The 26957-nt window shown below is 39.6% G+C and carries 21 protein-coding genes; 14 read left to right on the top strand and 7 right to left on the bottom strand.

What is annotated here, in order from left to right; translation table 11 throughout:
- Positions 1 to 68: 68 nt before the first annotated feature.
- Complete coding sequence (locus K9E37_RS00150; RefSeq protein WP_012914112.1) at positions 69 to 737, bottom strand: hypothetical protein; 669 nt, start codon at positions 735 to 737, stop codon at positions 69 to 71.
- 75 nt (positions 738 to 812) lie between these two features.
- On the opposite strand from K9E37_RS00150, the gene K9E37_RS00155 reads away from it, so the two are divergent.
- Positions 813 to 1520 carry a lysophospholipid acyltransferase family protein gene (locus tag K9E37_RS00155; protein ID WP_012914113.1) on the top strand — a complete coding sequence of 236 codons (708 nt, stop codon included), beginning with the start codon at positions 813 to 815 and terminating at the stop codon, positions 1518 to 1520.
- 117 nt (positions 1521 to 1637) lie between these two features.
- Here K9E37_RS00155 and K9E37_RS00160 read toward each other — a convergent pair whose 3' ends face one another.
- Positions 1638 to 4028 carry a Stk1 family PASTA domain-containing Ser/Thr kinase gene (locus tag K9E37_RS00160; protein WP_248893305.1) on the bottom strand — a complete coding sequence of 797 codons (2391 nt, stop codon included), beginning with the start codon at positions 4026 to 4028 and terminating at the stop codon, positions 1638 to 1640.
- A gap of 97 nt (positions 4029 to 4125) precedes the next feature.
- A complete protein-coding gene (locus K9E37_RS00165; protein ID WP_116994778.1) occupies positions 4126 to 5232 on the bottom strand; it encodes a polyprenyl synthetase family protein in 1107 nt (368 codons plus the stop codon).
- A gap of 194 nt (positions 5233 to 5426) precedes the next feature.
- On the opposite strand from K9E37_RS00165, the gene K9E37_RS00170 reads away from it, so the two are divergent.
- The 9 genes from K9E37_RS00170 (at position 5427) to K9E37_RS00205 (ending at position 15074) form a co-directional block, all read left to right on the top strand.
- Positions 5427 to 6293, top strand: a complete 867-nt coding sequence (locus K9E37_RS00170) for a hypothetical protein (protein ID WP_119504403.1) — start codon at positions 5427 to 5429, stop codon at positions 6291 to 6293.
- A 129-nt stretch (positions 6294 to 6422) separates the two neighbouring features.
- Positions 6423 to 7892: an RNA polymerase sigma factor gene (locus tag K9E37_RS00175; RefSeq protein ID WP_410310451.1), complete on the top strand. Its 1470-nt coding sequence runs from the start codon at positions 6423 to 6425 to the stop codon at positions 7890 to 7892.
- 106 nt (positions 7893 to 7998) lie between these two features.
- Positions 7999 to 10392: a DNA gyrase/topoisomerase IV subunit B gene (locus K9E37_RS00180; RefSeq protein ID WP_248893308.1), complete on the top strand. Its 2394-nt coding sequence runs from the start codon at positions 7999 to 8001 to the stop codon at positions 10390 to 10392.
- Between the two features lie 116 nt (positions 10393 to 10508).
- Positions 10509 to 11696: an MFS transporter gene (locus K9E37_RS00185; protein ID WP_116440614.1), complete on the top strand. Its 1188-nt coding sequence runs from the start codon at positions 10509 to 10511 to the stop codon at positions 11694 to 11696.
- Positions 11697 to 11840: 144 nt separating this feature from the next.
- Positions 11841 to 12083 carry a DUF3791 domain-containing protein gene (locus K9E37_RS00190; protein WP_012914119.1) on the top strand — a complete coding sequence of 81 codons (243 nt, stop codon included), beginning with the start codon at positions 11841 to 11843 and terminating at the stop codon, positions 12081 to 12083.
- Entirely contained in the window at positions 12080 to 12397 is a 318-nt protein-coding gene (locus tag K9E37_RS06435; RefSeq protein ID WP_276517881.1) for a DUF3990 domain-containing protein, read from the top strand. Before K9E37_RS00190 ends, K9E37_RS06435 begins: the two co-directional genes overlap by 4 nt.
- 19 nt (positions 12398 to 12416) lie before the next feature.
- On the top strand, positions 12417 to 12575 hold the full coding sequence (locus K9E37_RS06440) for a hypothetical protein (RefSeq protein WP_276517882.1): 159 nt from the start codon (positions 12417 to 12419) through the stop codon (positions 12573 to 12575).
- A gap of 6 nt (positions 12576 to 12581) precedes the next feature.
- Positions 12582 to 12809, top strand: coding sequence for a DUF3791 domain-containing protein (locus K9E37_RS00200; RefSeq protein ID WP_004111475.1), 228 nt, complete (start codon positions 12582 to 12584; stop codon positions 12807 to 12809).
- 120 nt (positions 12810 to 12929) lie between these two features.
- Positions 12930 to 15074: an InlB B-repeat-containing protein gene (locus K9E37_RS00205; RefSeq protein ID WP_248893311.1), complete on the top strand. Its 2145-nt coding sequence runs from the start codon at positions 12930 to 12932 to the stop codon at positions 15072 to 15074.
- A 36-nt stretch (positions 15075 to 15110) separates the two neighbouring features.
- Here the strand turns inward: K9E37_RS00205 and K9E37_RS00210 are convergent, their stop codons facing one another.
- A complete protein-coding gene (locus K9E37_RS00210) occupies positions 15111 to 17774 on the bottom strand; it encodes a DNA gyrase/topoisomerase IV subunit A (RefSeq protein WP_004111478.1) in 2664 nt (887 codons plus the stop codon).
- A 161-nt stretch (positions 17775 to 17935) separates the two neighbouring features.
- Between K9E37_RS00210 and K9E37_RS00215 the strand changes: the two genes are divergently transcribed.
- The gene (locus K9E37_RS00215; protein ID WP_248893313.1) at positions 17936 to 19195 is read left to right on the top strand and encodes an alkaline phosphatase family protein; all 1260 of its coding nucleotides are present in this window, start codon (positions 17936 to 17938) and stop codon (positions 19193 to 19195) included.
- A 133-nt stretch (positions 19196 to 19328) separates the two neighbouring features.
- Here K9E37_RS00215 and sepH read toward each other — a convergent pair whose 3' ends face one another.
- Positions 19329 to 20537: a septation protein SepH gene (sepH, locus tag K9E37_RS00220; RefSeq protein ID WP_248893315.1), complete on the bottom strand. Its 1209-nt coding sequence runs from the start codon at positions 20535 to 20537 to the stop codon at positions 19329 to 19331.
- A gap of 158 nt (positions 20538 to 20695) precedes the next feature.
- Between sepH and K9E37_RS00225 the strand changes: the two genes are divergently transcribed.
- The 3 genes from K9E37_RS00225 (at position 20696) to K9E37_RS00235 (ending at position 23943) form a co-directional block, all read left to right on the top strand.
- On the top strand, positions 20696 to 20989 hold the full coding sequence (locus K9E37_RS00225) for a DUF4193 domain-containing protein (RefSeq protein WP_004111484.1): 294 nt from the start codon (positions 20696 to 20698) through the stop codon (positions 20987 to 20989).
- Positions 20990 to 21469: a dUTP diphosphatase gene (gene dut / locus K9E37_RS00230; protein WP_004106773.1), complete on the top strand. Its 480-nt coding sequence runs from the start codon at positions 20990 to 20992 to the stop codon at positions 21467 to 21469.
- A 122-nt stretch (positions 21470 to 21591) separates the two neighbouring features.
- The gene (locus K9E37_RS00235) at positions 21592 to 23943 is read left to right on the top strand and encodes a RelA/SpoT family protein (RefSeq protein ID WP_012914125.1); all 2352 of its coding nucleotides are present in this window, start codon (positions 21592 to 21594) and stop codon (positions 23941 to 23943) included.
- Between the two features lie 89 nt (positions 23944 to 24032).
- Here K9E37_RS00235 and K9E37_RS00240 read toward each other — a convergent pair whose 3' ends face one another.
- Both K9E37_RS00240 and K9E37_RS00245 read right to left on the bottom strand, forming a co-directional pair.
- On the bottom strand, positions 24033 to 24314 hold the full coding sequence (locus K9E37_RS00240) for an HU family DNA-binding protein (RefSeq protein ID WP_004119480.1): 282 nt from the start codon (positions 24312 to 24314) through the stop codon (positions 24033 to 24035).
- Between the two features lie 205 nt (positions 24315 to 24519).
- A complete protein-coding gene (locus K9E37_RS00245) occupies positions 24520 to 26955 on the bottom strand; it encodes a lysylphosphatidylglycerol synthase transmembrane domain-containing protein (RefSeq protein WP_248893318.1) in 2436 nt (811 codons plus the stop codon).
- Positions 26956 to 26957: the final 2 nt, after the last annotated feature.

The raw sequence follows: 26957 nt of genomic DNA on the forward strand, positions 1-26957 counted from the left end.
GTAAAATAAATAAAAGGCGGTGTGATTATAATCATGCCGCCTTTTTATTATATTCGATTGATTATTAGCTATACTCGAGCACCATCTCCATAATCGCTGTAATCTTCTTTATACGGATCAGGTTTTTTGCGATTCATAAGTAATCCTGCTCCACTAAGTAGCATTAATAGGCCGCATATAATACCAACAATGTTTGCTATAGCAGGAATAAAAGCACTTACAATAACACCGAAGATACCTATAACAAATAGAATCCACAAAACTACATTAACTAAAGATACGTTATAAAATCGTGGATTTGGGGGCACAAAATCATCTCCATAGTCTTCCATAGTCTTATCTAAATCAAGCCAACTTGTGCGTGCGTTATCACGAGGACCTTTAGCAGTTATGATCGTGTGAGGGTCTTGCATTCTAGTAGGAATAATATAGGATTTATGGCTGCTTAGATTTTTTAAGCTAAATTTATTTTTTATAGCATTTTTTTGATTTTTAGAATTATTATCGCTTGCTATACTGTTGCGTTCTTTCTTTTTTTCTTCTTTCTGAGCGTGCTTTTCAAAGCTTTTTGCGCTACGTGAATTAGCAATATCATTCATATCGTCAGAATGCTCTGCAATAAAAGATGACCAATCATCATCAAAATTTCTATTGTTTTGTTTTTGATTATTCTTTAATGATTCTGACGTTAACTCGTCATCACGGCGAGGGTCGTTGGTATTCTTAGAAGAAGTCATGAACTATACTGTAGCAAGTCTTCCTGATTCTATGCTTAAAATGTTCGAAATTGGACTTGCAAGAAAGGATATGGTATGTTGTACTGGTTCTTCGTGAAGGGACTTGGGGGTATTGCCTGCATGAGGATTCATCCATCAGCGCAAGGTGTTAAAAATGTACCTAAAAAGGGTGGAGCTATTATTGCTGCAAATCATCTTGCTGTTATTGATGACGCGCTTCTGCCATTGACTTGTCCTCGTATGATTCACTTTATGGGTAAAGCAGAATATTTTGAAGGCAAAGGTTTAAAGGGTCGTTTCAAGAAGTGGTGGTTTACTTCTGTTGGCGTTTTTCCTGTAGATCGTTCTGGAGGCGCAAAATCGCTTGGCGCCTTGAATCATGCTCGTGAAATATTAGAAAAAGGTCAGCTTTTTGGTATTCATATTGAAGGTACAAGAAGTCCAGACGGTCGTTTATATCGCGGTCATACTGGTGCTGCACGTCTTGCTCTTGAAACAGGTTGCCCGATTATACCAGTTGCAATTATTGGAACTAGAGAATTGCAAGTGCATGGTCAAGTTATTCCTGCAAAAGGTAAAACTAAGGCAATTTATGGCGAGCCTATTCAAGTAGAGCGTGTTTGTGACGAAAGCGAGATTACCCACGAGCGTTTACGTGAAATTACAGATAAAGTAACTAAGTCTATTCAGCAAATGAGTGGTCAAGAATACGTTGATGAATATGCTCAAACTGTAAAAGAACGTATGCGTAAAAAACGTGAAGAAAGTAATGAAAATAAATAATATAATTCTAATGCTATTAGGCTAGCGTTATTAGATATTTAAATTTTATTTATATTCAAATATTTAAGCGGCGAAAGTTATTTAGCTTCCGCCGCTTTTATAATACTTAAAACACGCTTATATTACTGTAAGAGTGATAATAGAAGGATTTCCATTAGAATCCTTCAATGGTACTTCACTTCCAGCTCCAGGGGATTGGAAGCGCACTACGTGCATTAAATCACCAAGTGGAGCAGAAATACGAACTTTCAGTCCTAGATTTTCAATAATCCTTTTAGCTTCATCACTGTTCTTTCCGCAAACGTTTGGCAATGTAACAGTTTTTGGACCTTTAGAAACAACAACTTTAACACTATCGCCCCAATGTAAGTCAGAACCAGCTTCAACGGAAGCGCGGATAATCTTACCCTTTGCTACAGTATCGCTATTTTCTTCTTCGTACTTTACATCCAGCTTAGCGTCAGTTAAAGCTGAGTCAGCTTCACTCTTTGTTTTCCCAACAATATCTGGCATTTGCACAGGCTTAGGTCCCTTGGAAAGTAAAACACTTACTTCTTCGTTATGGTTCATGCGTGTGCCAGGTTTAGGGTTAATATCAATTAAGCTGCCAGCTGGTATGTCTATAGAATACGTGTCTCCTGACTTATCGTGAACAATGTTAGTAAATCCTGCTTTACGCAATGTTTTCAAAGGATTTTTGCCATTGTAAGTCTTTGGATCTGTAATATCGTCCGGGATTGTAGACTTGCGAATTCCACGCGAAATCACAACATTAAGAGTGCTATTATTGTGCTTTTGAATATGGCTGCCTACAACATCAGGATTTGTTGAAACTACTTTTCCTTCTGGCACATCGTCACTATAATCTTTTGAAACTTTGTAAGGAATTCCAGCAATTTTAAGCGTGTGCTCATATTGTTGCCAATTGACATCAGTTATTTTGCAAGATGCATAATTTTTGCATTGAAGGTCGTCGGGCTTAGGCAACGTCCAATAACTGCCAGGACCTAAGAAATACCAAAAACCACCAATAGCAGCAATTGCTAATACTCCAGCTGTGCTTAAACCTGCAATAAGGAAAACACGCTTTTTAGAAGAACGATTAGGCTTGTTTCCTAAGTTTTTTTCCTTATTTGACATGCCAAACGGTTTTGCTGCATTTAAGTTGTTGTTAAAATTGCGAGAGCTAATAGCAATTGTTGGCATATTGCTATCGTCAAATTCTTCTAAAGGATTATCTTGCGAATTGTATGACACATCTTCTGCATTAGCAGCACGCCATTGCATAGCTTGTGTTTTTTGAAGATTATTCGTATCGAAAGCACTGTCGGACTTCGCTAGTGAATTGTCTATTGCTACATTATTGACTTCAGGATTATGTAGATCATTATTTGTGTGTGAATCGAGTTCACTTACAGAATTATTTCTAGGTATTGCAACAGTTTCGTCTGTAGCATTTTGCAATAAAGAGTTGGAATTAGCAGAAAAATTAGAGCCTGAAGTATTTATTGCTCGTGTAGCATCTGAGTCATTATTAGGATTCAATTTGTCCGAATAATTTGCTTCAGGGGAAACACGCAAATTATTAATAGGAGAAAAGTCTGTTTCTTCTGAAAACTCTTGTGGTTCTTCTGCTTTGTATTGCCAATCTTCAGAGTTTAATTGTGTAGAAAGTGCACGTAATTTTGCTAATGCTTCACTTGCATCTTTAGGTCGTTCGTTCATGTCGCGAGCAGTGAGGTTTGCTATGAATTGTGCAACTTTTTCGCTAATTCCAGGGCAAGCTGTAGCAATGGAAGGAGTGTTTTCATGCACATGCTTGAAAACAAGCGTAACAGGATTATCTGCAGTAAAAGGCACTCTTCCTGCAAGCATTTCCCAAGCCATCATGCCTGCTGAATACAAATCACCTTGAGGAGTTGCAAGATTATGCTCAATAAGTTCAGGAGCAAGATAAGCTGCTGTGCCAAGAAGTAATCCTGTAGAAGATAGTGTTGCTTGCGAAATTGCTCTAGCTAAACCGAAATCAGTAATTTGAACATGACCTCGATCGTTAATTAAAATATTTTCCGGCTTAATATCTCTATGTACAACTCCAGCATTATGTGCAGAAGCGAGACCATCCAAAGTTTCTGCAAGTAGACGCAGCGTATCTCGCACACTGAATGTGCCTTGCATATTCATTTCATAACGCAAATTAACGCCATGAACATATTCCATTACGAGATAATCGAGCCCGTCATATTCGCCTGTATCATAAACTTGTACAATATGTGGATTTGCAATTGCTGCAGCAGAAGTTGCTTCTCTGCGGAATCTAGCAATAAATTGCTGGCGATGCACTCCTTGAGCAAGTTGAGTGTGCATGATTTTAATTGCTACAGGTCTATCAAGGCGTTCATCTTCTGCTTGATACACAGTAGCCATGCCACCCTGAGCTATTTTGCGCACAATGCGATAGCGATTTTCAATGCGCATACCTGGCTGCGCCTGCGTAGCTTCATCCATTGTCACAATCCTTATACGCGTAAAACCATTTTTACTACTTACGAGTGTACAAGCAAGATAGTAAAGAAAGCTAATTTCGAGCGTTATTTGCTAAATATTATTGTACATTACGCCATGCTTCAGGTATAAATCGTTTGCTAATTTCATGCAAAATAGCTTTTCCACTGTCGCTCAATGTACTTGATTCGATTGCTTGTTGTGAATCATTCCACAGATTCTCAATTCGCTTTTTTGATTTTTCAATAGCACCAGAAGTATGGTAAATCTGTATTATTTTATTTACATCATCTTCACTTCTAGTACTACGCGTGTAGGCTTTTAATAGTATTTCTCTTTCGTTATCGTTTCCGTATTGCAAAGCATCTGCAAGAAGAACTGCACGCTTACCTTCTCTAATATCACCGCCAATAGGCTTACCTGTAATCTTGCTATCTGAAACAATATCAAGCAAATCATCAGCAATTTGGAAAGCAACACCTAACGAATTGCCAATAGAATTAGCAAGATTGTATGCTTCAGTTGGTTGCATATTTGCTGCAAGAAAGCCGAGAGTTAATGGAGCAACAGTAGTGTAACTGGCTGTTTTCCATCTAAAAACATTCAAAGATGATTCCGCAAGTTGTATTGGATTATCTAGTTGCATCATTTCTATTGACAAATCCAATACTTGACCAATACCAACATTTCTTTGCATAGACGCAAATGCTGCTAACAATTCCTCGCCATAAGTAAAATTCTTCGCACAATTTCTTGCAATATCGAAACTTTCTGTGGCAAGTAGATCTCCCAGCATTAAACCTAAGCCTGTGCCAATATGCTTATTATTGCAAGCTTTACTTAATGCACAATACGCACTAGGTTTTCCACGTCTTAAATAAGATTCGTCAATAATATCATCATGAATTAATGCAGCTGTTTGAAATACTTCTAGAGCACAAGCTATGTCAAATACAGACTGTTCATGGATTTTTTGAATATTGGTTTCTTTTGATGCAGCGTAAAATGCTGAAATCGTAAGAAGAGCTCTAAGACGTTTTCCGCCTTCGCTTGAAACAATAGCTTGCTTTATTACTTGCTGTAGTATTTGCGCACATGTGGATGAAAGATTATTTTCTAATCCCGTATTAAATTGCTGAGAAATTAAAAAAGTAATTCTAGATTCAATATCGTTAAGACTGTAATTGTTGCCTATAAATGTGCTCATATTATGAAAGTTATCCACAGGGCTGAACATTACAAAACGCAGTTATTATTATGCTTTAATAAGCTTTTCACCGCGGAAATAGTTTTTTATTGAATGCTGACTCATATCTTGAGAAACTTCAATATATCAAAAATGCTATTGCATAGTTTGATTATCAAAATAAAAAATCATGTAAAAAATGAAGGGGAGTATGCATGGAAATTGTAGAGGATGATTTGAAAACGAAGATATCGCATAATTGTATTGATGACTTTGATATGCAAAGTCTTATGCAAATTTATGGTGAAAGTGCTAATTCTTTTAATGGTTGTTTAGATTTTGCAGGTTCAGAAGATTTTGAAAGTTTTGCTGGAAGAGAAATTTCAGATATTAATGGGACTATATATCCTTCTAAAGAGTGCAGCTTTTTTATGACTTTTTCTAAGGAATATATTTACAACAACTGTAGTGATAGTGCGCAATGGATTAAAGGATTAGAATATTGGGTTCCGGCAGTTTCGGAAGCTTTTATAGAAAATGTTAATCAAAATGGCAAGCAATATGCTATTAGAGATATTGCAAGCAGAGCACTTATGCGATGGTACAACATGTTTGCTTACGATGAAAAAATGTTTGGATATGATTTAGTAAATCTGCCAATAGCAATGTTGCATAATATTAATGTTCGTGATGCAATGCTTATTTCTATTCTGGATGAAAATCAAGAATGGTATGACGAAAAAACTTTGTCGGAATTTGCTTGGTGCCCTCATACACCTGAAGTATCTCGTAATTTGCGGCATTGTTTAGAAGCAAAATTCACTCAAACAAATAATAAGCCTGATATAAAGAGAGCTATTTTCGCGTGCAAAATTTTAAAATCTATGGCTATTATTACTAGAAGCATTCCAAAATTATCTGTGCAAGTTTACGCTTTGTTAGCTTATATCAGCTGGTGGTTTAGGCTCGGAGAAGTAAAATATTATTGTGATTGTGCATTGCGCATTGATCCTGATTGTTCTATGGCAAAAATAGTGTGTGGAGCATTCGAAAATGGTCTTGAGCCAGCATGGATTGAATAATTCGCCACGCCGCAAAAATTAGTTGTGGAATAATCGTCTTGCTTAAATGGTTTACTACTTAAGGTAAAACTTGCCCTTGCATGGACTATGCCTATATGCGTTACAAGGGGATAATACAGGAGGAACAGTTTGACGAGTGAAGTTGGATTAACGGTCGACAGCGACGAAATGCAAGATGATACTAAGCCTGTAAAAACTCGCAAGGCTAGCGCTGCGCGTAAAACCAGTACTCGAACTTCGTCAGCTGATAGCAAGACGCGCAGTTCTCGCTCAAAGAAAACTGAAGACAACAAGATTGATACTGAATCAGTATCGGCTGATGCTGAACATGACGAAACTGAAGATAGCGTAGACATTGAATCTCAAGATCAATTATCTATTGACGATTCTTTAGATGACGATTCACATCTTGATGTTGATGATGAACATTTGAATCTTGATGATTTAGACGATATTCAGCCAGAAGATATATCTGATGTTGACGATTTAAGCGATATTGACGTTGCAGATGATCTTGATGATGAAGAGTCTGAAGATCTTGATGAAATTGATGATCACGACGAAATTAAGCATGATGCTCCGCAAGTGCCACAAGCAAAAGGCGCATTTGTTGTACGTGATGATGACGATGACGATAATCTAACTCCATCTGGTAATCCTAAGCGTCGTGTAATTGCTACAGGTGCTACTGCGGATCCTGTTAAGGATTATCTAAAGCAGATAGGTAGAGTTAGCTTGCTTAATGCTGAGCAAGAAGTTGATTTGTCAGAGCGTATTGAAGCTGGATTGTATGCTCAGCATTTGCTTGATACTCAAATTGATCAAATGGAGTTTAAGCGTAAACGTGAGCTTAAGTGGGCTGCAGCAGATGGCAAGAAAGCTAAAGATCATCTTCTTGAAGCAAACTTGCGTCTTGTTGTTTCTCTTGCTAAGCGTTATACCGGTCGAGGCATGCTTTTCCTTGATTTAATTCAGGAAGGTAACCTTGGTTTGATTCGTGCAGTTGAAAAGTTCGACTGGAAGAAGGGCTTTAAGTTCTCAACCTACGCAACTTGGTGGATTCGCCAGGCTATTACGCGTGCTATGGCAGATCAGGCTCGTACTATTCGAGTTCCAGTGCATATGGTTGAGGTTATTAATAAGCTTTCTAGGGTTCAGCGTCAAATGCTTCAAGATTTAGGTCGTGAACCTACGCCGGATGAGCTTGCTCGCGAACTAGATATGCCAGTAGAAAAGGTTCAGGAAGTACAAAAATACGGTCGTGAGCCAATTTCTTTGCACACTCCTCTGGGCGAGGATGGCGATTCCGAGTTCGGTGATTTGATTGAAGATACTGACGCAATCGCACCGTCTGATGCTGTTGCGTTCTCGCTCCTTCAAGAACAGTTCAGGCAAGTTTTGGAAACTTTGGCTCCTAGGGAGGCTGGAGTTATTAAGATGCGCTACGGCTTGGAAGATGGTCAGCCAAAAACTTTAGACGATATTGGTCGCGTTTATGGTGTTACTCGTGAACGTATCCGTCAAATTGAGTCTAAAACAATGTCTAAGCTGCGTCATCCTTCTAGATCGCAAACTTTGCGTGACTTCTTAGATCAGTGATTGTGTGAAGTTATATTACAAAGTGTCGTATTGTTGCTTTTGCGATAGTACGACACTTATTGCTTAAAATAATCGGTTGTACGTTTAATAAGTGCAAGGGGTAGAAGTGGTCTCTCATAAAGAGCAGTATGATGCCGACAGTTTGACAGTGCTAGAAGGCTTGGATGCTGTAAGAAAGCGTCCAGGCATGTATATTGGCACTACAGACAGCCAAGGCTTAATGCATTGCCTTTGGGAGATTATTGATAATGCGGTTGACGAGGCTTTGGCGGGTGCTTGTGACCATATTATTGTTACTCTTCACGACGATGGATCTATTGAAGTTGCAGATAACGGTCGTGGTATTCCAGTAGATGTTGAGCCAAAAACAAAGCTCACTGGCGTTGAAGTTGTTCTAACTAAGCTTCACGCTGGAGCAAAGTTTGGTAACGCTTCTTATAATGCTGCAGGCGGTTTGCATGGTGTTGGATCCTCTGTTGTAAACGCTTTAAGCTTGCGTTTAGATGTTGAAGTCGATAGAGACGGTAAAACGCATCATATGGCGTTCCATCAAGGGCATCCTGGTGTGTATAGCGATGCTGACCCAGAGCATCCATCTCCAGTCTCTCCATTTAAGCATACGCGTAAGAACAAGCCTACTGAGCTTGAAATTATCGGCACTGTTTCGCCAAAAACTACCGGAACTCGTGTACGCTACTGGGCGGATCCAGAAATTTTTAACTCAACTGCGCATTTCAGCTATGAGCAGCTTATTGCTCGCGTGCGTCAAACAAGTTTCCTGGTTCCAGGCTTAAAAATTACTGTTATTGACGAGCACGTTCCTGAAGGTGAATCTGCAAATATTGAAGAAATTGATTCTACTAAAGATGATGTTGCAGAAAATAATATTGCGGAAAATAATCTTCTTGAAAATCAGCCTGATAATATCGATGACTCTGTGTCTGAATTTGAAGAATTAGAATCTGAAACAACATTAGAAGATGAAGGTGATTCTGAAGATAAGACTGAAAATATCGCGAATGAAGATGAGACTGAAGATGCTGAATCTGAAGAATCAGTTGCACAATCTGTTGCAAATGCTCAGTCTGCTAACTCAATGCAAAATAAGCATCATCCTCGAGTAGTTGAATTTTTGCACAACGGTGGTGTTAAAGATTTCGTTGATTTTCTTTCAAAAGGTGAAGCAGTATCGGATATTTGGCGTATTTCTGGCGAAGATACTTATATAGAAGAAACGCAAGCCGTTGACTCTTCTGGTGAATTACACGCGCAGCAAGTAACTCGAAAATGCGGTGTTGATATTGCAATGCGCTGGGTAAACGGATACGATTCAACGATTATTAGTTTCGTAAACGTTGTTGAAACTCCTGGCGGAGGCATGCACGTTGACGGCTTTATGCAGGGATTAACTAAGCAAATTCGTAAAGCCGTGGAAGATAATGCTAGAAAGCTTAAAGTAAATCTTAAAGACGCCAACACAAAAATTGAGCGTGATGACATTATGGCAGGCTTGGTAGCAGTCGTAACTGTTCGTATTGCCGAGCCTCAATTCCAAGGTCAAACTAAGGATGTTCTTGGAACTGCTCAAGTTAAGCCAATCGTTACCAAAATGACTGACGCTCAATTCGGTGAGATGATTACCGGTTCTAAGAGAGGATTCAAAGAGCAGTCTTCTAGAGTTTTGGAAAAAATAGTTTCCGAAATGCATGCGCGTATTCAAGCGCGTAAAACTAAGGAAGTTACCCGCAGAAAGAACGCTCTTGAGTCTGCTTCAATGCCGCCGAAACTTTCTGACTGCCAGCCTGGAAACGACGATGTTGCAGAACTTTTCATCGTCGAGGGCGATTCTGCACTTGGCACTGCAAAAGCTGCTCGAAATTCTGCTTTCCAAGCTCTTCTTCCAATTCGCGGTAAGATTTTGAACGTGCAAAAAGCAAGTCTTGCACAAATGCTTTCCAACAAAGAGTGTGCTGCAATTATTCAGGTTGTTGGAGCAGGATCGGGCGCAAGTTTTGATATTTCACAAGCACGTTATAACAAGATTGTTATGATGACAGATGCTGATGTTGACGGCGCGCACATTCGTATTTTGCTGCTGACGCTGTTCTATCGTTATATGCGTCCGCTTATTGAGCACGGTCATGTTTATGCTGCAGTGCCGCCTCTTCACAGAATTGCGCTCGCTGGAAAGCGCAAGGGCGAGTATATTTACACGTATTCCGACGATGAATTGGCTGGAAAGCTTGATGATTTGCAAGCTAAAGGCATTGATTTTAACAGCGATATTCAGCGTTACAAGGGCTTGGGCGAGATGGATGCAGATCAGCTTGCAGACACAACCATGGATCCTAGAACTCGCATGCTTCGAAGGATTCGTATGGAAGATGCTCAGCAAGCGAGTGAAGTATTTGATTTGCTAATGGGCGATGATGTTCCTCCGCGCAAGCAGTTTATTGTTGATAACGCAGACGACTTCGATCGTTCCAAAATCGATACCTGATATCGGTATGCCGCTCGCGTCGCTTTATGTCGCCTTGTATATTTGTATTCCTTTATATTGCTTTATAAAGTCGCGTTGGCATTACAAATATGAAGTACTAGTGTTGGGGAATTTTTATGGTTAACCTTCTTCTTGCTGTTATTTATCTTGCTTTTATAAGCTTGGGTTTGCCGGATGCTCTTCTTGGAGCTGCGTGGCCTACGATGAGTCATGATATTGGTGCGCAAATTTCTTGGGCTGGTGGAATATCAATGGTTATTTCTGCAGGAACAATTGTTTCTGCGCTGCTATCTAATAGGTTTACGCATAAGTTTGGCCCTGGGAAGGTTACGCTTATTTCAGTTGCTTTAACAGCTTTAGCGTTACTAGGTTTTTCTTTTGCTCCGAATTATCTTGTGCTTATTTTTCTAGCTATACCATACGGTTTAGGTGCTGGAGGAGTGGATGCGGCTCTTAATAATTACGTTGCAATTCACTATGAAAGCTGGCACATGAGCTGGCTTCACTGCATGTGGGGAATTGGTGCTTCCGCAGGTCCTTATGTTATGGGTTTCGCACTTTCTCACGGTCAGCGCTGGCCTGCAGGCTACCAGTATATTGCTGTTATACAAATTGCTCTCACTCTTGTGTTATTCATAAGTTTGCCGCTGTGGAAAAATAATAATAAAAAGGCAGAGACGCATAATCTTACTGAGGTAAAGAAACAATCTTCTGGGATGCTATCTTACGCAGAAGTTTTGCGCATTCCAGGAGCTAAGAATATTCTTATTATGTTCTTTTGCTATTGTGCGTTGGAGCAAACTGCAGGATTGTGGGCTAGTAGTTACATGGTTTTGCATGGAGGAGTTAGCCGCATTGTTGCGGCAGGTTGGGCAAGCTTGTTTTATGTTGGCATTACAGTTGGTCGTTTTGTAAGCGGATTTCTTACTATGCGTTTTAACGATGCAACGATGATTCGTATTGGGCAGTGCGTAATGCTTATGGGCATTCTGGTATTGTTGCTGCCTTTGCTGAATCATATTGAGCTTATTGCAGGATTTGTAATTATTGGACTAGGCTGCGCTCCAGTTTACCCATGCATTATTCATTCCACGCCGCATTATTTTGGTGCAGATAAGTCTCAAGCTATTGTTGGCATGCAAATGGCAAGCGCATATATTGGGTCTATGGTAATGCCTGCGATTTTTGGACTAATTGCGCAGAATGTTTCTATGGTGCTTCTTCCGGCTTATTTGCTTATTCTTCTCGCTGTAATGACTTTTATGCACGTGCGCTTGCTTCGAACTTGCGTAACTCGAGTCTGAAAGCATTTGTGTGCGCGATTGCTTATATTTTTTTGATGTAGACTTGTGTTAGATGTGTTATGTGTGCTAGGTGTGTTAGAACTTGTTGTATACGCATTATCTAGTAGATGTATTTCTAATAATGTTTTTACAAAAGGAGGGGTTATGAATGATATTAAGCAAGAAGTCTTTGACAAAGATAAGCTTGATTTTGCAATATTTTGTATTGAAAATGTTGCTAAGAAGCTTAATCAAAACCCTCGCGATACGTATGATGCTTTGACTAAGAAGAGTAATATTCTTATGTCTTATATTGTTCCATCTTATGACGTTTTGCACACTCAAGGCAAAGAGTATATTACAAACGATATTATTTCCTTCATGCGCGAAAAAGGTGTAAAAGTATGATTGTTTATCACGGTTCTTTTATGCCTGTTGAATTTCCAGATGTATTGCATTCGCGTAAAGATGTTGATTTTGGCGCAGGATTCTACGTTACATCAATACGTAGTCAGGCTGATAATTGGGCGAAGAAATTTATTCGCAAGGACAAAGATGCTTTTGTTTCTTCTTATAATTTTGACAATAATGTTCTTAATGAATTATCTGTTCTTAAGTTTGATTCATATTCTGAAGAATGGCTTAATTTCATACTTAATGCTCGTTCTGGAAATGATACAAGCAGTTTTGATGTAGGTAATTGGCGGTGTAGCAAACGATAAGGTTTATAACACACTTGAATTGTTTTTTGATGATTTAATTACTAAGTCTGAAGCTTTAGGCAGACTAAAATATGAAAAACCTAATAATCAAATATGTTTTAGAAGTCAAAAAGCTATTGATTTGTGTCTTACATACATAAAAAGCGAGTGTGTAAATAGTAAGTTTTTAGGGGAGTGATGGATTTTGAAGGCGAATCCTATTTTGTTGCAAAAGAAGTATGCTAGGGTTGTAAGTCTTCTGGCTGAGCGTGCTGGGTTGAGTTATGAGCAGGCGCTTGACGTGTTTTACCATTCTGTTACTTACGATTTGATGCGTAATGGTATTTCGGATATGCATTGTATGAGCGACGGATATTTGGTTCAAGATTTGCTTGATGAGATGCATAATTCTAAAATGTGTGTTAATGCATGACTTTTGTAATAAATTAAACGATTGTGTGATATACCATGCTTGCATTTGTATTTCGACTATAAAGCGTACAATGTGTATACGTTTTTACATTATCTCGTTATCTATTTTTTAAGAGGGTAAATGAATAAGAGAACTGGTCTTATGTTGACTAGCACTATGATGGGTATTGCTACTGCTGCTTGTGCTTTCTGCATGGCACAAAGTGCGAATGCTGCCGAAACTTCAGCTTCTTCTGGTGTTAATACGACTGTAAATTCTTCTACCACAGCTTCTAATACAGAAACTTCCTCTACAGAAGGTTCTTCTTCCGTAACTTCTTATAACGCAGCTTCTAATACGCCCATTGGGGGGTCTGCTTTAGATAGCACTTCCGCAAAACCTTCTGGAAATACTGTATCTTCCAAGTCTAGCGAAACTGCAAAAACTGCCGAAACCACAAAATCTACTAAATCTTCTAAAGCTTCTGAATCTGTAACTGATGCTGAAAATTCTGAAAATGCTAGACTTACACAAACTCTTATAGATGTAAGCAATACTAATCTTCAAACAAATAATCGTGAAGATAGAAGCGTACACGCATCTGCAGAATCTAAAGCAGCATCAACTGATTCGGGTACTACAGATGATGCATCTTTAACTTGGACGAAGGACGACTTTAATATTTCTGCCGATGGTAAAACTGTTGGTGGCAGGAAAGATGTTTATCATCCTGAAACGAATCAAACAGTAAATGAATATGTGGATGGACTTAGCGCCAAAGGCAAGGAAAAGCTTAAGAAAAATCATCACATAGTTATTCCTGAAGGTATTGAAGTTATTCATGAATGTGCTTTTACTGGAAGTGCAAAGCAGGTTGGGAATAAGCATGAGCACATTGATGGCGAAACTTATATTGAGGGTGTAACTCTTCCGCAGTCTCTTAAAATCATAGAATACGGTGCGTTCGGTTGGAATAAGATTAAAGGAACCGTTGTTATTCCAAAAAATGTGGTTTCAGTAAGCGATGCAGCCTTTGTTGCTAATGAAATTGAAAAAGTTGTGTTTGAAGGCGTGCTTGATGATAAGGGAAAAGAGCACGATACAGATACTAATCCGTATTATCTTGCTGGAGTTGGTAGTGTTGCTTTCCAAGGTAATAAAATTTCTGATATTGTCGTAAAAGGTAATTTAGGACAATATAAGTTTCGCTCAGGGGAAAATGATTCACCGTTTGACAATCAAAATCCTGGACCTTTCACTATTGAAGTGGGAGAGGAATACAAAAGTCCTATCAAAATTACGCAAGAAAGCGCTGGTCATACAATCAGTGTTATGGAGGGTTTTGAGGAGAATGGAAATCCTGTAACGATTGACCTCTCACCATATTTTAAGAAAAATGCTGATGGCAAATATGTAGCTGTAAAAACTGGCACACTTGAAGGTCAGTGCATTTTTTATGACTTTGTTCAGCGTGTGCCTAGGATGATTGGTAGATCGCATTTTACGTACAACATTGTTCCTAAAGCTACGATTTACACAGTTACTTTTGTAAATGGCGCTAATTCTCATTATGCTTCTGTGCAAGTTAAGGAAGGCAAGAGCATAAACGATAAGAGTGTTGATAGTCAGTCGATGCCTAAAGATCCTACGAAGATTGGGTACACTTTTGAAGGGTGGAATGAAGATCAAGACGGTACTGGTGCAGTGTTCCTTGCCAGCACTAGTGTAAACAAAAATTTGAAAGTTTACTCCATTTTTAAGAATTACTTACCAGTTATTACAGTTCAGAATAAGACTATTACTGAGGGTGATTCACTCGATTTGAATAGTCTTGTTGTGTCTGTTAGTGATATTGAGGATAATTCTATAACAACTAAGGTTAGGCGTATTAGTGACGGTGGTTTTAATAACAATGTTCCAGGCGTTTACACTATCACGTTTAGCGTAACGGACAATGGCGGTGCTACTGCAACAGCAGTTGCAACAGTAACTGTTAATAAGAAGCCAACGCCAACTCCTGTTCCAGTTCCTGAGTCGCCGACCCCTGTCGCTCCAGGTCCGATTCTGACACCTTCTGAGTCTGAGACAGAACCTGAGTCCGCTCCAGCTCTTTCGCAACCCGAGCAACCGGAAGCTAAGCGCGTTGTTAAGCATCTTCCTAAAACTGGCTCTTCAGTAGCTATGGTAATAAATTATTTGTTTGCATCTGTGACTGCAGGAATTTTTGCACTTGTAGAAGCTAGAAAATCACTTCGCAGATATTCCAAGCATGCTCGCAAAAACTAGCTTTAAAAAGTGTAAAACTAGCAAGCAAAAACATTACTACCCAATGTGCGCAATTGGGGAAACGAGTTCAGTTCCAGAAGCATCCCTACGCATATCTGGCTTAGGTAACTCAACATTGCTTCCGCCTTCTGTAACGGCTTGCAATGGATAGTATCCAACGTACGCGTGTATCAACGTATCTTGACCTTTAAGGAATCTTTGCGAGCGCACGCCACCAGTTGCGCGACCTTTTGTTGGGTACATGTCAAATGGAGTAATCTTTGCAGAACCGTTTTCGGTTCCAGGAAGAGCTTCACTGTCTCCAGCAACGGTGAATACAACTGTTCCAGAAGCGGAGAATAAACCATTTTCACCTTCTTCGTAATGCCACTCTATTGATTTTTCTGGCACTACTGCGAAGGTTGCAACTTTAGCACCTTCTGCTAAACGAATGCCTGCCATTCCGCCTGCTGTGCGTCCTTGTGGTCTAACTTGTTTAGCGTCAAAGGTAAGTAATGAAGAATCACTACTAATGAACACGAGTCTGTCGTTGTCTTTTGCTGGAGCTGCGGCAATAACGGTGTCGTCGTCTTTTAAGTCAATTATGCTCCATGAATCCATGGTAGTTGGAGCTTCAAAATTCCATCTTTTAACTACACCGTTTCGTGTTCCAATTGCAAGTGGAGTAGCGTTTTGTGAGGCATCAAATGCTATTGCTGAAACTACGCGTTCTCCTCTTACTGGATCCGTGCTTTGCGTGGAAGTTAGCAGTTCTTGTGCTTTTACTCCGTGGTTGAGCAGCGCAGGTTTTCCTTCTTCATAGTTAAGTTGTGGCAAATCTGCAACATGAGCTAGAACTAGTCGACCAGATGAAGTAACAAGAGCACAAGTTGAACGCGTTGTTGTTGCAAACATTGTTTTACAAGGAGTGTTAAATACGTTGTTGTTGTGCGAATTCCAATGTTCTAACACTGCAATGCTTGTTCTGGCAATTAACCCTGAAGTGCTTAATGCTACTGCGCAAGGTTCGTCACTTAATTGCATTGCGACAGAAGATGCGTCAGCTTCTCCAGTTTTACGAGCTGCATTAGCTGCTGCAGCCAAATCTGCTTGAGTTGAAGTAATTTTATTTGCTGATTGAACGGCTTTAATCGCAATATCCTCACTGTTTTTATTTATGCTGGAGGCTACTGGAGTAAAACTACCATCTTCATTTTCGTCAAGCAAAATTGTTCTGCGTGGAGTATCCCATTGTTTAACTGCAGAATCCATATCTGCTATTACGACGTTGTCGAGTTTAGCTTCAGAACTTAATATTTGATTTAGCTCTTCAATTTTTTTGAGCAAATCGTCGCGTTCAGCTTCGAGCTCTATTCGGCTCATTTTAGTAAGTCTGCGAAGACGTAAGTCAAGAATATACTGTGCTTGAATTTCATCAAGATCGAATACTTTAATTAACTTAGTTTTTGCACTATCTGCATCTTCAGATGAACGAATGACCTGAATTACTTCATCAATATCAAGAAGTGCAAGAAGCAAGCCATCAACCAAATGTAAGCGTTCTTGAGCTTTTTTGCGCCTAAATTCGCTGCGTCTGCGTACCACGGTTCTGCGGTGAGAAATCCAAACGTCTAATAGCTCTCGCAAGCCCATTGTGTGAGGTCTACCGTCAACAAGTGCAACATTGTTAATAGTAAAGCTCTCTTGCAAAGGAGTGTGCTTAAAAAGTTGAGCAAGCACAGCGTTAGGATCAAAGCCTGTCTTAATCTCAATAACAATACGAGTTCCGTTATGTCGATCTGTTAAATCAATAGCACCTGAAATACCGTCTAATTTTCTTGATTTAACTCCTTGAGAAATTCTTTCCAAAACGCGCTCTGGGCCAACCATAAACGGAAGTTCTGTAACAATAATAGCTTTTTTGCGAGCAGTAATATTTTCGATATGTGTTGTAGATCTTGTAGTGAATGCTCCGCGACCTGTTGCGTAAGCTTCGCGAATGCCACTTCGACCAATGATAATTCCTCCGCTAGGCCAGTCAGGTCCTGGAACTAGTTTCATAAGATCATCTAGGGTTGCGTCAGGATGTTTCATAACATATTTTGCTGCAGCAACTACTTCGCCTAGATTATGCGTTGCCATATTAGTTGCCATGCCTACAGCAATTCCAGAAGCGCCATTTACTAAAAGATTTGGAATAGCTGCAGGAAGCACAGTAGGTTCTTTTAGTTTATTGTCGTAATTTGGTACGAAATCAACTGTGTCTTCGTTGATATCCGCGTTCATACCTAGTGATGCAGGAGCTAAACGCGCTTCGGTGTATCGAGAAGCTGCTGGACCGTCGTCAAGAGAGCCAAAATTACCGTGTCCGTCAACAAGCGGCAAGCGTAGGGAAAATGGTTGAGCTAGACGAACCATTGCCTCATAGATTGCAGAATCACCGTGAGGATGAAGTTTACCCATTACTTCACCAACAACACGCGCTGATTTCATATAAGCATGATCAGGACTCAAATTCATATTGCCCATTTGATACACAATGCGTCGCTGCACTGGTTTCATTCCGTCTCGTGCGTCCGGTAAAGCTCGAGCATAAATAACTGAATAAGCATATTCCAAGAAGGATTTGCTCATTTCTTCGTTTAATGGTGTTTCAACAATATGCTCTTTAACTTTTCTTGGGTCGAAAGCTTGCTGTGTTGAGTGATGGCGTGAGGGCATATTTAGAACTCCTTGAATGACATTACGGCTATCAATCTTACCAATTTATATGCACAAACAGCATGTTTTTGCTGAATTTTTCAGCAATTTGACTAGTTATTTATATAAATATTTGTTATTCGCGTTTTGTTCAATGCAATATAAGTGGTTCAATAGTAAGTATGAGTGCTGAAATACCGTCTGAAAATGATCTTTTGCAATTTGTTGGTAATGTTAAGTACGGTGATTTTTCTAATTCCGCAGTTAATGAAAATTTTTCTTACGATTTTAATGAAAAAAATCTTGGTGGAGCGTTACATATATCTTCGGTTCTTCCAGCTTTAAGTGATGCAATAGATGCTCCTGTTAAAACAGCTATTCATAACGATCCACACGCTTTGCGAGAAAATCTTGGTTTCCCTAAATCTAATTCTGCAATTGTAGTGTTAATAGATGGTTTAGGATACTGGAATATTCTTATGCGTAAAGGTCACGCTCCTTATTTACGATCCTTGCTTAACGAATCAATAAATCAACGACCAATTAGCACGTGCGTTCCAAGCACAACTGTTGCTGCAATGGCTACTTTTGGAACAGGCACATGTCCTGGTCTTACTTGCATGACTGGTTACACGCAAAAGAATTCTCAAACTGGTAAACTTGCGCAGCTTATTCAATTTAATGATGCGCCTGATCCGCTAGTTTTGCAGCAAGAGCCGACTATATTTGAAAGTTTAGTTTCTAATGGAGTCCGTGCAGATAGCGTGGGATTACCAAAGTTTGAAAATACTCCTCTTACCAAAGCTGCTTTTCGTGGAGCAAATTATATTACTGCTGGAACTCCTAGAGCTCGCATTCTTAAGGCTGCTAATAGCAGTAAAACTCCAGGTTTAACTTATATGTATTTACGTGACGCTGATAAAACCGGTCATAATTATGGTTGGGATTCTCAGCAGTGGGTTTCTGTTTTTGAGCAAATTGACGAGCAGTTGCGTCTTTTGCGAGCAAATTGTGCTCCTGGAACATTAATTGTTATTACTGCAGATCATGGGATGATTAAATCCGATCCCAATAAGCGAATTGATATTGCTAAACATGATGAGCTGATAAAAGGCGTATCGATGGTTGGCGGTGAACCTCGTTCTGTAATGTTGTATGCTAACAGTGACGCAAATCCTGAAGATATTATTTACCGTTGGCGTGAATATTTTGGAACTAATGCAATTGTACGCAGTAAAAAACAAGCTATTGACGATGGTATTTTTGGTTTAGTAAACAACAGGGCAGAGGATGTTATTGGCGATGTTATTGTGCAAGCTTGTGGAGCTTACACAATTGTTGATTCTCGCATTCAATCTGATAAAGCTATGAGTTTACCTAGCGTTCATGGATCGATGACTCATATGGAAATGGATATTCCGTGCCTCATAGATTTAGTGTAAGCGATTTTTGCTTCTATTATTGAAAATATTTTATAAATCGTAACTTAGCAAATAAAATGTGTGACACTCAAATTTTACTAAGAGTGTCACACATATTGTTAATAAGCGAAAAATTTATTTTTAAACTTCTTATTTAGCTTTCGCCAAATAATATTTCATCCCAGCTTGGTACTGCTGCTCTTCCAGCTTTACGTTTATTGTGCTCAGAAGATGATTTTTCTTGGCCATTAGTATTAATTTCTTGATTATTTTTAGCAGAATTTTGATTACTTTCAGCAGCATTTTTTTGCAAATTCGTACTAGCAATATCTGCTTTTTCAGCATTTTGAACTTTCGCAGCCAATGATTTTTGTGCTTCATTAGACGCATTGACGATTTTGCTATTCGTTTCGTTTCTATTAATAAATTCAGCATCTGGTTGTATTAGCGAAGTCTGCTGAGGATTATCTTCTTTAATAAATTGCGTATTTGTTTCAGTAGAACGCTTAGAATAGCCTTTTTCTAATACTTGCTGTATGTCAGAATTATTGTCCTGATTTTCGAAGGAAGATTGGGCTTGTGCATCTGCAAGTTTGTCACTGTTTCTAAGTTCCCATTGAGAAACAGCTCGTTCGATTCTGGCAGAACGAATAGAATTTCCTGGAAGCTCTTCAGTGTTGAATGGGAAATTAATGCTTACAGTGTCTCTATAAGCTCCACCATATGGAGATTGTTTAGAAGTATCCGCTGCATTAACATCTTCACCAAGCAATAATCTAGACGAAGGGTTCGCGCATGTAACAGAGTTGTCATGCATGTTCCATGTCCACTCAGCTTTAATAGTGCGAGTAGCAGTTTTGAAAGTAGCAGTAATTCGCCATGGCTCTAATCCTCTGCGCGTTGCTTTCCATTGCACTGTTTCCATGCCAATATGTGCTTTAGCTAATGTTCTTTCAATTAAATCTGCAATAGTGCGCATATTGCTTTGTTTAGGAGCAGGTACTAGAAGGAACTGCTCAATTGCATACTGCTTTTCGGTTTCAACGCCTGCAGAAAAACGCCTAACTTGTGCTTCACTAACGTTGTATCTTTGCGCCACATGTGAAGGTGCAACTCCTGCGCGAATCAATGCCTGAATTTGCGAAATAGGCAATGTTGCATTAGATTGTATAGAATTTGTGCCAGCATCTGCTGAGTTATGTTCATCGCTGTTTTTACTCGTAATTTTATGTGAACCAGCGATGGCGCGTTCCAGCGTGTCGTCCACTTGAATACGTAACGGCGTGTTTTCACAAATGAAAATCAAATTACCGTCTGCGTCAATATGGTCGAAACTCGCCTCTTTTGGCGGATTTTCAAGCATTATGCACCACTTTCTTCGCTTTTAACAATACTATTTATATACTTTAGTCCATACACTGCATTCTTTACCATTTTATTTAAAATAAAAAATGTGTAATATACGGGGTAGCATTCGTGTATGCTATGCGCGTAAGTAGCTTTAAAAACGAAAGGACCATAATGGCACAGGATTATGATTCTCCTCGTAGCAAAGATGAGGACGAAGAGTCGTTGGAAGCTTTGAGTAAAGGTTCTCAAAATTCAAACAGCGATATTGACGATGATGAAAATGCTATTGCTGAAGACTACGAGTTGCCAGGTGCTGATTTAAGTAACGAAGATGCATCCGTAACTGTTATCCCTATGCAAGGCGATGAATTTATTTGTTCTGAATGCTTCTTAGTTAAGCATCGCAGCCAGTTAGCTGAAACTAATGCTGATGGTCAGCCTGTTTGCAAGGAGTGCGCAGCTTAAATGGCATATGACGAGACCTATACTGGCCCCGAACAGGTTGAGGTATTAATTAAGTATCTCGATGATGAAACATCTACATTACAGCCGCTTTGCTACGCGCATGCAGGTGATGCAGGTGCCGATTTAAGAACTACCCAAGATTTTACTTTGCGTCCTTTCCAGAGAGCGCTTGTTCCTACTGGAGTTGCTATAGCTTTACCTGCAGGTTACGTTGCTTTAGTGCATCCTCGTTCTGGTTTAGCAGCAAAACAGGGTGTGACTGTGCTAAATGCACCTGGAACAGTTGATGCCGGGTATCGTGGTGAAATTAAGGTTCCTCTTATTAATTTAGATCCTGAGAACACAGTGCAATTCCATAAAGGTGATCGTATCGCTCAAATGGTTATACAACGTTATGTAGAAGCACAATTTATTCCCGCATCTAAATTACCTGAATCTGATCGCTCTGATAAAGGTTTTGGCTCCACTGGCGTACAATAATCTTTTTATAAATATCCGACCGGTTTTTAAAACTGAGTCGGATTTATTGTATGTATTTTTTGTTTTGGTAGTGTATTGAGCGAATTGCAGGTAGGATAGTAAAAAGTACCAGGAGGTGCCAAATGGGTGAACTTCAAGAGGATGTAAAAGGATCCAATAGGCTCGGATGTGAAATCAGCGAAGATTCTCAAAATCCATTATTGCCAATATTGAGCATGTGCAAATGGCATCATCCTAATGAGGATATGAGCATTCTTCATAGAGCTTATGATCGTGCTGTAAAGCAGCATACAGGTCAAAGACGCAAATCTGGTGAGCCATACATTATTCATCCTCTTGCTGTAGCTCAAATTCTTGCAGATCTTGGAATGGGACCAATTGTTGTTGCTTCAGGATTATTACACGACACTGTAGAAGATACAGATTACACGCTAGAAGAATGTCGAGCTGAATTTGGCGATACTGTAGCAGGTCTTGTAGATGGTGTTACAAAAATATCCAACATGGAATATGGCGAAAGTGCTCAAGCAGAAACTATTCGTAAGATGGTTGTTGCAATGAGCCGCGATGTGCGAGTGCTTGTAGTAAAGCTTGCGGATCGTTTGCATAATGCTCGTACTTGGAGGTATGTTAAGCCATCAAGTTCACATAAAAAAGCAAGAGAAACTCTTGACGTATATGCGCCTCTTGCTAACCGTTTAGGCATGAATGCAATTAAAACTGAACTTGAAGAGCTGAGTTTTAAAGTATTGTATCCAAAAATTTATAATGAAATTGTTGTTTTAGTTGCTCGTAGAGCAGGTCAGCGTGAAGTTTATTTACGACAAATTCTTGAAGAAATTAATGCAGATCTTGCAGAACAACATGTTAAAGCATCGGTAAAAGGTCGACCAAAAGATTATTTCTCTATTTACCAAAAGATGATCGTTCGAGGTCATGATTTTGCTAATATTTACGATTTAGTTGGTGTGAGAATAATAGTCGATTCTATTCGTGACTGTTATGCAGCATTAGGTGCAGTGCATGCTCGATGGAGCCCTGTTCCAGGACGTTTTAAGGATTACATTGCAACTCCAAAGTTGAATATGTATCAAAGCTTGCATACTACAGTTGTAGGCCCTGGTGGAAAGCCAGTAGAGATTCAAATACGCACATGGGATATGCATAGGCGTGCTGAATTCGGCATCGCAGCTCATTGGAAGTACAAAGCTAATGGTCAGGCTGGTCGCGCTTTAAGTAAGCCTGATAATGATGATTTAAAACGCGAAAATAATATTGATGACAAAAAAGAGCTTAGCGAAGCAGATAATCTTAAGTGGATTCAACAGCTTGCTGATTGGACTAGTGAGACTCCAGATTCAGATGAATTCTTAGGTTCATTAAAACAAGATCTTGGTGCTTCTGAAGTTTATGTTTTTACTCCAAAGGGGAGTATTGTTGCGCTTCCGCAGGATGCAACTCCTGTTGATTTTGCATATTCTGTGCATACTGAAGTTGGTCACCGCATGATGGGTGCGCGTGTAAATGGACGCTTGGTTCCTCTTGATACGAAACTTTCAAACGGTGACACTGTAGAGGTGCTTACTTCAAAGTCGGATACAGCTGGACCATCTCGCGATTGGCTGAGTTTTGTAAAATCTCCTCGTGCTCGAAATAAAATACGTCAATGGTTTAGCAAGGAACGCCGCTCTGAGGCGATTGAAGAGGGCAAGGATGAGCTAACTCGCGCTATGCGTAAACGTAACTTGCCTTTAACTACTTTGATGACGCAGCAGGCATTAATTGGCGTTGCTGATGAATTGAATTTGCCTACTAATGTTGAGTCTTTATATGCGGCTATTGGCGAAGGTCAAGTTTCTACACAGAATGTTATTTCGCGTTTAGTAAAAGATGCGGGCGCTGATGAAGTTGCAGAAGAAGTAGAACAAGAAGCATTGCCTTTACGCCATGTTGAGCGCAGCCATAAGTCTAACGGTGCTTTGGGAGTATCAGTTAAGGGTGTTGGAGACGTTTGGGTCAAGCTTGCAAAATGTTGCATGCCAGTTCCAGGAGATATGATTATTGGTTTTATAACACGAAACCAAGGTGTGTCTGTGCATAGGACTGACTGCCAGAACATGCTCGATTTGCAAAAAACTCAATCAGAGCGCGTTATTCCTGTTCAATGGACTAGCGATAAAGGCTTGTTCTTGGTTAAGGTCCAAGTTGAAGCATTGGATCGACAACATCTTCTTTCGGATGTTACTCGCGTTCTTTCAGATCATGGAGTAAATATTCTTTCCGGAACTATTGCTACAGGCGATGACCGTGTTGCAACAAGTCAATTTACCTTTGAAATGGCAGATCCTCAGCACTTAGCAACTCTACTTGCTGCTATCCGTAAAATTGAAGGCGTTTTTGACGTTTACCGCATTACGGGAGCAAAAGATAGCGCAGAGCCGCGTTTGCGAAAAATGGAACGAGGAAATCTATAAAAGATGGGCACCCCAGCTTTGGAGTGCCCATCTTTGTTTTTGCGCAAATAGTATTTGTTTAATGTAATAAATACGAAAAACGCTTAATTTCAGGCAGTAACAGCCTTCTTCAACAAGGAGCCAGCGGAAATACGTACACCGTAAGAAGCTGGAATCTTGATGGTTTCACCGGTACGCGGGTTGCGGCCAGTGCGCTCAGCACGCTTTACGCGTTCTGCGGAGAACAGACCAGTAAGCTTCAAACCTTCACCGGACTGTAAAGCCTCAACGAACACATCCTGGAATGCGTTGACGGCGGCTTCGGCCTGTGCCTTGGTCAGGTTGGACTTCTGTGCGATCTTAGAAACGAGATCAGACTTGTTGTATGCCATGCAGCATCCTTTGTGTCAGGGGACCTTCTCTTCAAAGGTCACGTTCATACTAGATATTAGTACATTTTCCCTACAAATGTAGCCATTTTTGCAATTTTCTTAATATTTTTTATTTATTTTTTGCTATTTTTTATTTAAAACGTACTTGCATTGAAACAGATACGATATTTGCTAATAAAAATACACAAATGTTTGTAAATCTCACTTATATAAGCTCATTATTGCTGAGCCACTTCATTGCAAACGCGCCTAACGGAATTCTTAACCAGTAGAACATAAGTCTATACAGAAGGGTAGCAGACAAAGCAACTGTTGGAGGAACACCTACAGATGTAAATGCGAAAGTAAGAGAAGCTTCAACAGCACCCAAGCCGCCTGGTGTAGGCACTGCCGATCCAGCTGCATTAGCAAGTAAGAATAGTAAGATTGTTTCCCAAGGATTTGCGTAATATCCAAATGCAAGTAAAGAAATCCAATAACCCAATCCAATGCATGAAACAAGCACAATAGCGCCAAAAGAGCCTGCAATAAGTTGCATAGGATGTGAAATAAGTTCCTTAATTTGACGACCGTAATCAGATAATATTGGCAAATAATGTTTGCGAATTGTTTTACGAGCGGACGGGATAACCATTAAAACACAAACTATAAGTGTGATTATTCCAATGAAAGTAATGAGCATATGGGTAGGAATCATTCCAGAAAGCACATTTTTACCAGTGAAAACGCCTATAGAAAGTAATACTAAAGTTGTCATTAATGCTTGAATAAGCCATACTGCACTAGTAATTGCTGTAGCTTGAGCTGAAGTGTACCCGCTTTTCTTTAATAATTGCATATTTACAAATGCAGGACCAACACCAGCAGGCATAGAAACTGCTGTGAAACCAGTAGCTGCTTGAGATGCAAACAAAACATGTGCAGAAGGTTTTTGATCATCCATGAATGAGCCGAGAGTAATTGCAGATCCAATCCAAGCAAACATGCTGCAAGCAAAGCACATAAATACCATTACATTATCTGCGTGACGCAAGGCAGCAAATACTTCCTGAGGATGCCACTGTGTAGCAATAACAGCGACAGCAACAATCGAAAGAACCAAGCTAACAAAGAAACGTATATTGAAGCGCGCTAAACGCACCGTATCATAATCTTCTTCATCTGTGTGTAAAGCAACTATTTGACTTAACTTATTGCAAAGATTTTGGAAAACTTTTTTATTCCAAGATGGCAAAGATCTCGTGGAAGCAGGAATAGCAGCTTTCTGCATAAAAGGCAATAGTGCAGATAACTTTTCTGCACCCCATGTGTTAATAGCAGCTTTAAGAGCAGTGTCAATATCTGTGCAAGATGCAATAAGCGTTAAAAGCTGAACTTTATCAAGTGCAATATTTGTATCATCGCTGGCAACGTCGCCGTTTTGCCAACCTGCAATAACTGGTGTTCCGTCTTCAAGCCTAGCAATAGTTTCAGGAGTGATGCGTCTATGCGTAATACCGCGAGTGTTAGCAGCATCTACATAACGCATTAATTTTGCTGCATCATCAATAGTTAAAGTGTTCAAATTGCAAGGCAGTAGAGCGTTAGAAGCGTGAAAAACCATTATTGAAGATTTATCACTGTCGCTTACTCCATAAACATTCGCTGTTGGCAAATGCATATTTCGTAAAACAAGAAGCATAGAAAGGTGGTGATGAACAGAATGTCTAGCAGAACGATCTCTACGAGTTGGTATATCTACTAAACGCACCCACTGCCATAATTGATTTAAATAACCTGGTAAATGAACTTGATTATCTAATACTGAAATTACATAACGTATGCCGTGGATGTCTGTTGCATCATACAATCTTGAATTTTCAATTAAATCGTCATCAAGACTTGAACGAAGAACTCCAGTATGATCAGCTTGCTGAGTTCTACGAGTTAATTGAGTAAGATTATCTATGCCAATATTTTTTAAAGCAAGAACAATATCGTCACCCCAAGCACCCTTACTGCGTGTGCCTTTTGCGAAACGAATAAGCGTACCAATTGCTCTTCCTAAGCAACATGATACAAGAATAGCAGAGTAGGAATCCCAAGATGAAAATAGAAGTATTGCTGTAACAATGAATAAAGCATTCCAGCCCCACATTACATGCTTATATTCGCGTCTAGGACCACTAACTGTAAGAAAAGCAACCAGAACAGCATACATGTCTGGAAGCAAATCAGCCCAAGTGTTATTAGACCGCATTTGTAAAGATTCAATCAAAGCTATATTGTGTGTAGAAAATATCGCAATAGATAACAGCCATACTGAACCATAACTTATAAACAGCGTAATAACAGAAATAGCGGTATCAATCCAACGCCTGTCAGAAACCATGTGTGCAATAACTTCTGCAACAACAATAAGAGTAAGACCTTGCTGTATCAGAACAAATGAAAGATTATTAAAAGACAATCCTATAATTTGAGTAGCACTTCGTGCATCAATCTTCATAGCATCAGCCGTTGCTGATAAACACATTGACGACAACAAAGTAAAAACGCCAATTACAACTGATGATATTGCATACAACAAATCAGCCCAACTACGTACTAAGCTAGGCTGAGTATCTTCAATAACAAGATTTGGATTTATGCTAGATTGCATGG

It is taken from the genome of Gardnerella swidsinskii, assembly GCF_023277705.1.
Taxonomy (GTDB): domain Bacteria; phylum Actinomycetota; class Actinomycetes; order Actinomycetales; family Bifidobacteriaceae; genus Bifidobacterium; species Bifidobacterium swidsinskii.

Bases quoted from the DNA above. Each gene is read 5' to 3' on its own strand.
- K9E37_RS00150 (WP_012914112.1), bottom strand. From the start codon at position 737: ATGACTTCTTCTAAGAATACCAACGACCCTCGCCGTGATGACGAGTTA.
- K9E37_RS00155 (WP_012914113.1), top strand. From the start codon at position 813: ATGTTGTACTGGTTCTTCGTGAAGGGACTTGGGGGTATTGCCTGCATG.
- K9E37_RS00160 (WP_248893305.1), bottom strand. From the start codon at position 4,028: ATGGATGAAGCTACGCAGGCGCAGCCAGGTATGCGCATTGAAAATCGC.
- K9E37_RS00165 (WP_116994778.1), bottom strand. From the start codon at position 5,232: ATGAGCACATTTATAGGCAACAATTACAGTCTTAACGATATTGAATCT.
- K9E37_RS00170 (WP_119504403.1), top strand. From the start codon at position 5,427: ATGGAAATTGTAGAGGATGATTTGAAAACGAAGATATCGCATAATTGT.
- K9E37_RS00185 (WP_116440614.1), top strand. From the start codon at position 10,509: ATGGTTAACCTTCTTCTTGCTGTTATTTATCTTGCTTTTATAAGCTTG.
- K9E37_RS00190 (WP_012914119.1), top strand. From the start codon at position 11,841: ATGAATGATATTAAGCAAGAAGTCTTTGACAAAGATAAGCTTGATTTT.
- K9E37_RS06435 (WP_276517881.1), top strand. From the start codon at position 12,080: ATGATTGTTTATCACGGTTCTTTTATGCCTGTTGAATTTCCAGATGTA.
- K9E37_RS00205 (WP_248893311.1), top strand. From the start codon at position 12,930: ATGAATAAGAGAACTGGTCTTATGTTGACTAGCACTATGATGGGTATT.
- K9E37_RS00210 (WP_004111478.1), bottom strand. From the start codon at position 17,774: ATGCCCTCACGCCATCACTCAACACAGCAAGCTTTCGACCCAAGAAAA.
- K9E37_RS00215 (WP_248893313.1), top strand. From the start codon at position 17,936: ATGAGTGCTGAAATACCGTCTGAAAATGATCTTTTGCAATTTGTTGGT.
- sepH (WP_248893315.1), bottom strand. From the start codon at position 20,537: ATGCTTGAAAATCCGCCAAAAGAGGCGAGTTTCGACCATATTGACGCA.
- K9E37_RS00225 (WP_004111484.1), top strand. From the start codon at position 20,696: ATGGCACAGGATTATGATTCTCCTCGTAGCAAAGATGAGGACGAAGAG.
- dut (WP_004106773.1), top strand. From the start codon at position 20,990: ATGGCATATGACGAGACCTATACTGGCCCCGAACAGGTTGAGGTATTA.
- K9E37_RS00235 (WP_012914125.1), top strand. From the start codon at position 21,592: ATGGGTGAACTTCAAGAGGATGTAAAAGGATCCAATAGGCTCGGATGT.
- K9E37_RS00240 (WP_004119480.1), bottom strand. From the start codon at position 24,314: ATGGCATACAACAAGTCTGATCTCGTTTCTAAGATCGCACAGAAGTCC.
- K9E37_RS00245 (WP_248893318.1), bottom strand. From the start codon at position 26,955: ATGCAATCTAGCATAAATCCAAATCTTGTTATTGAAGATACTCAGCCT.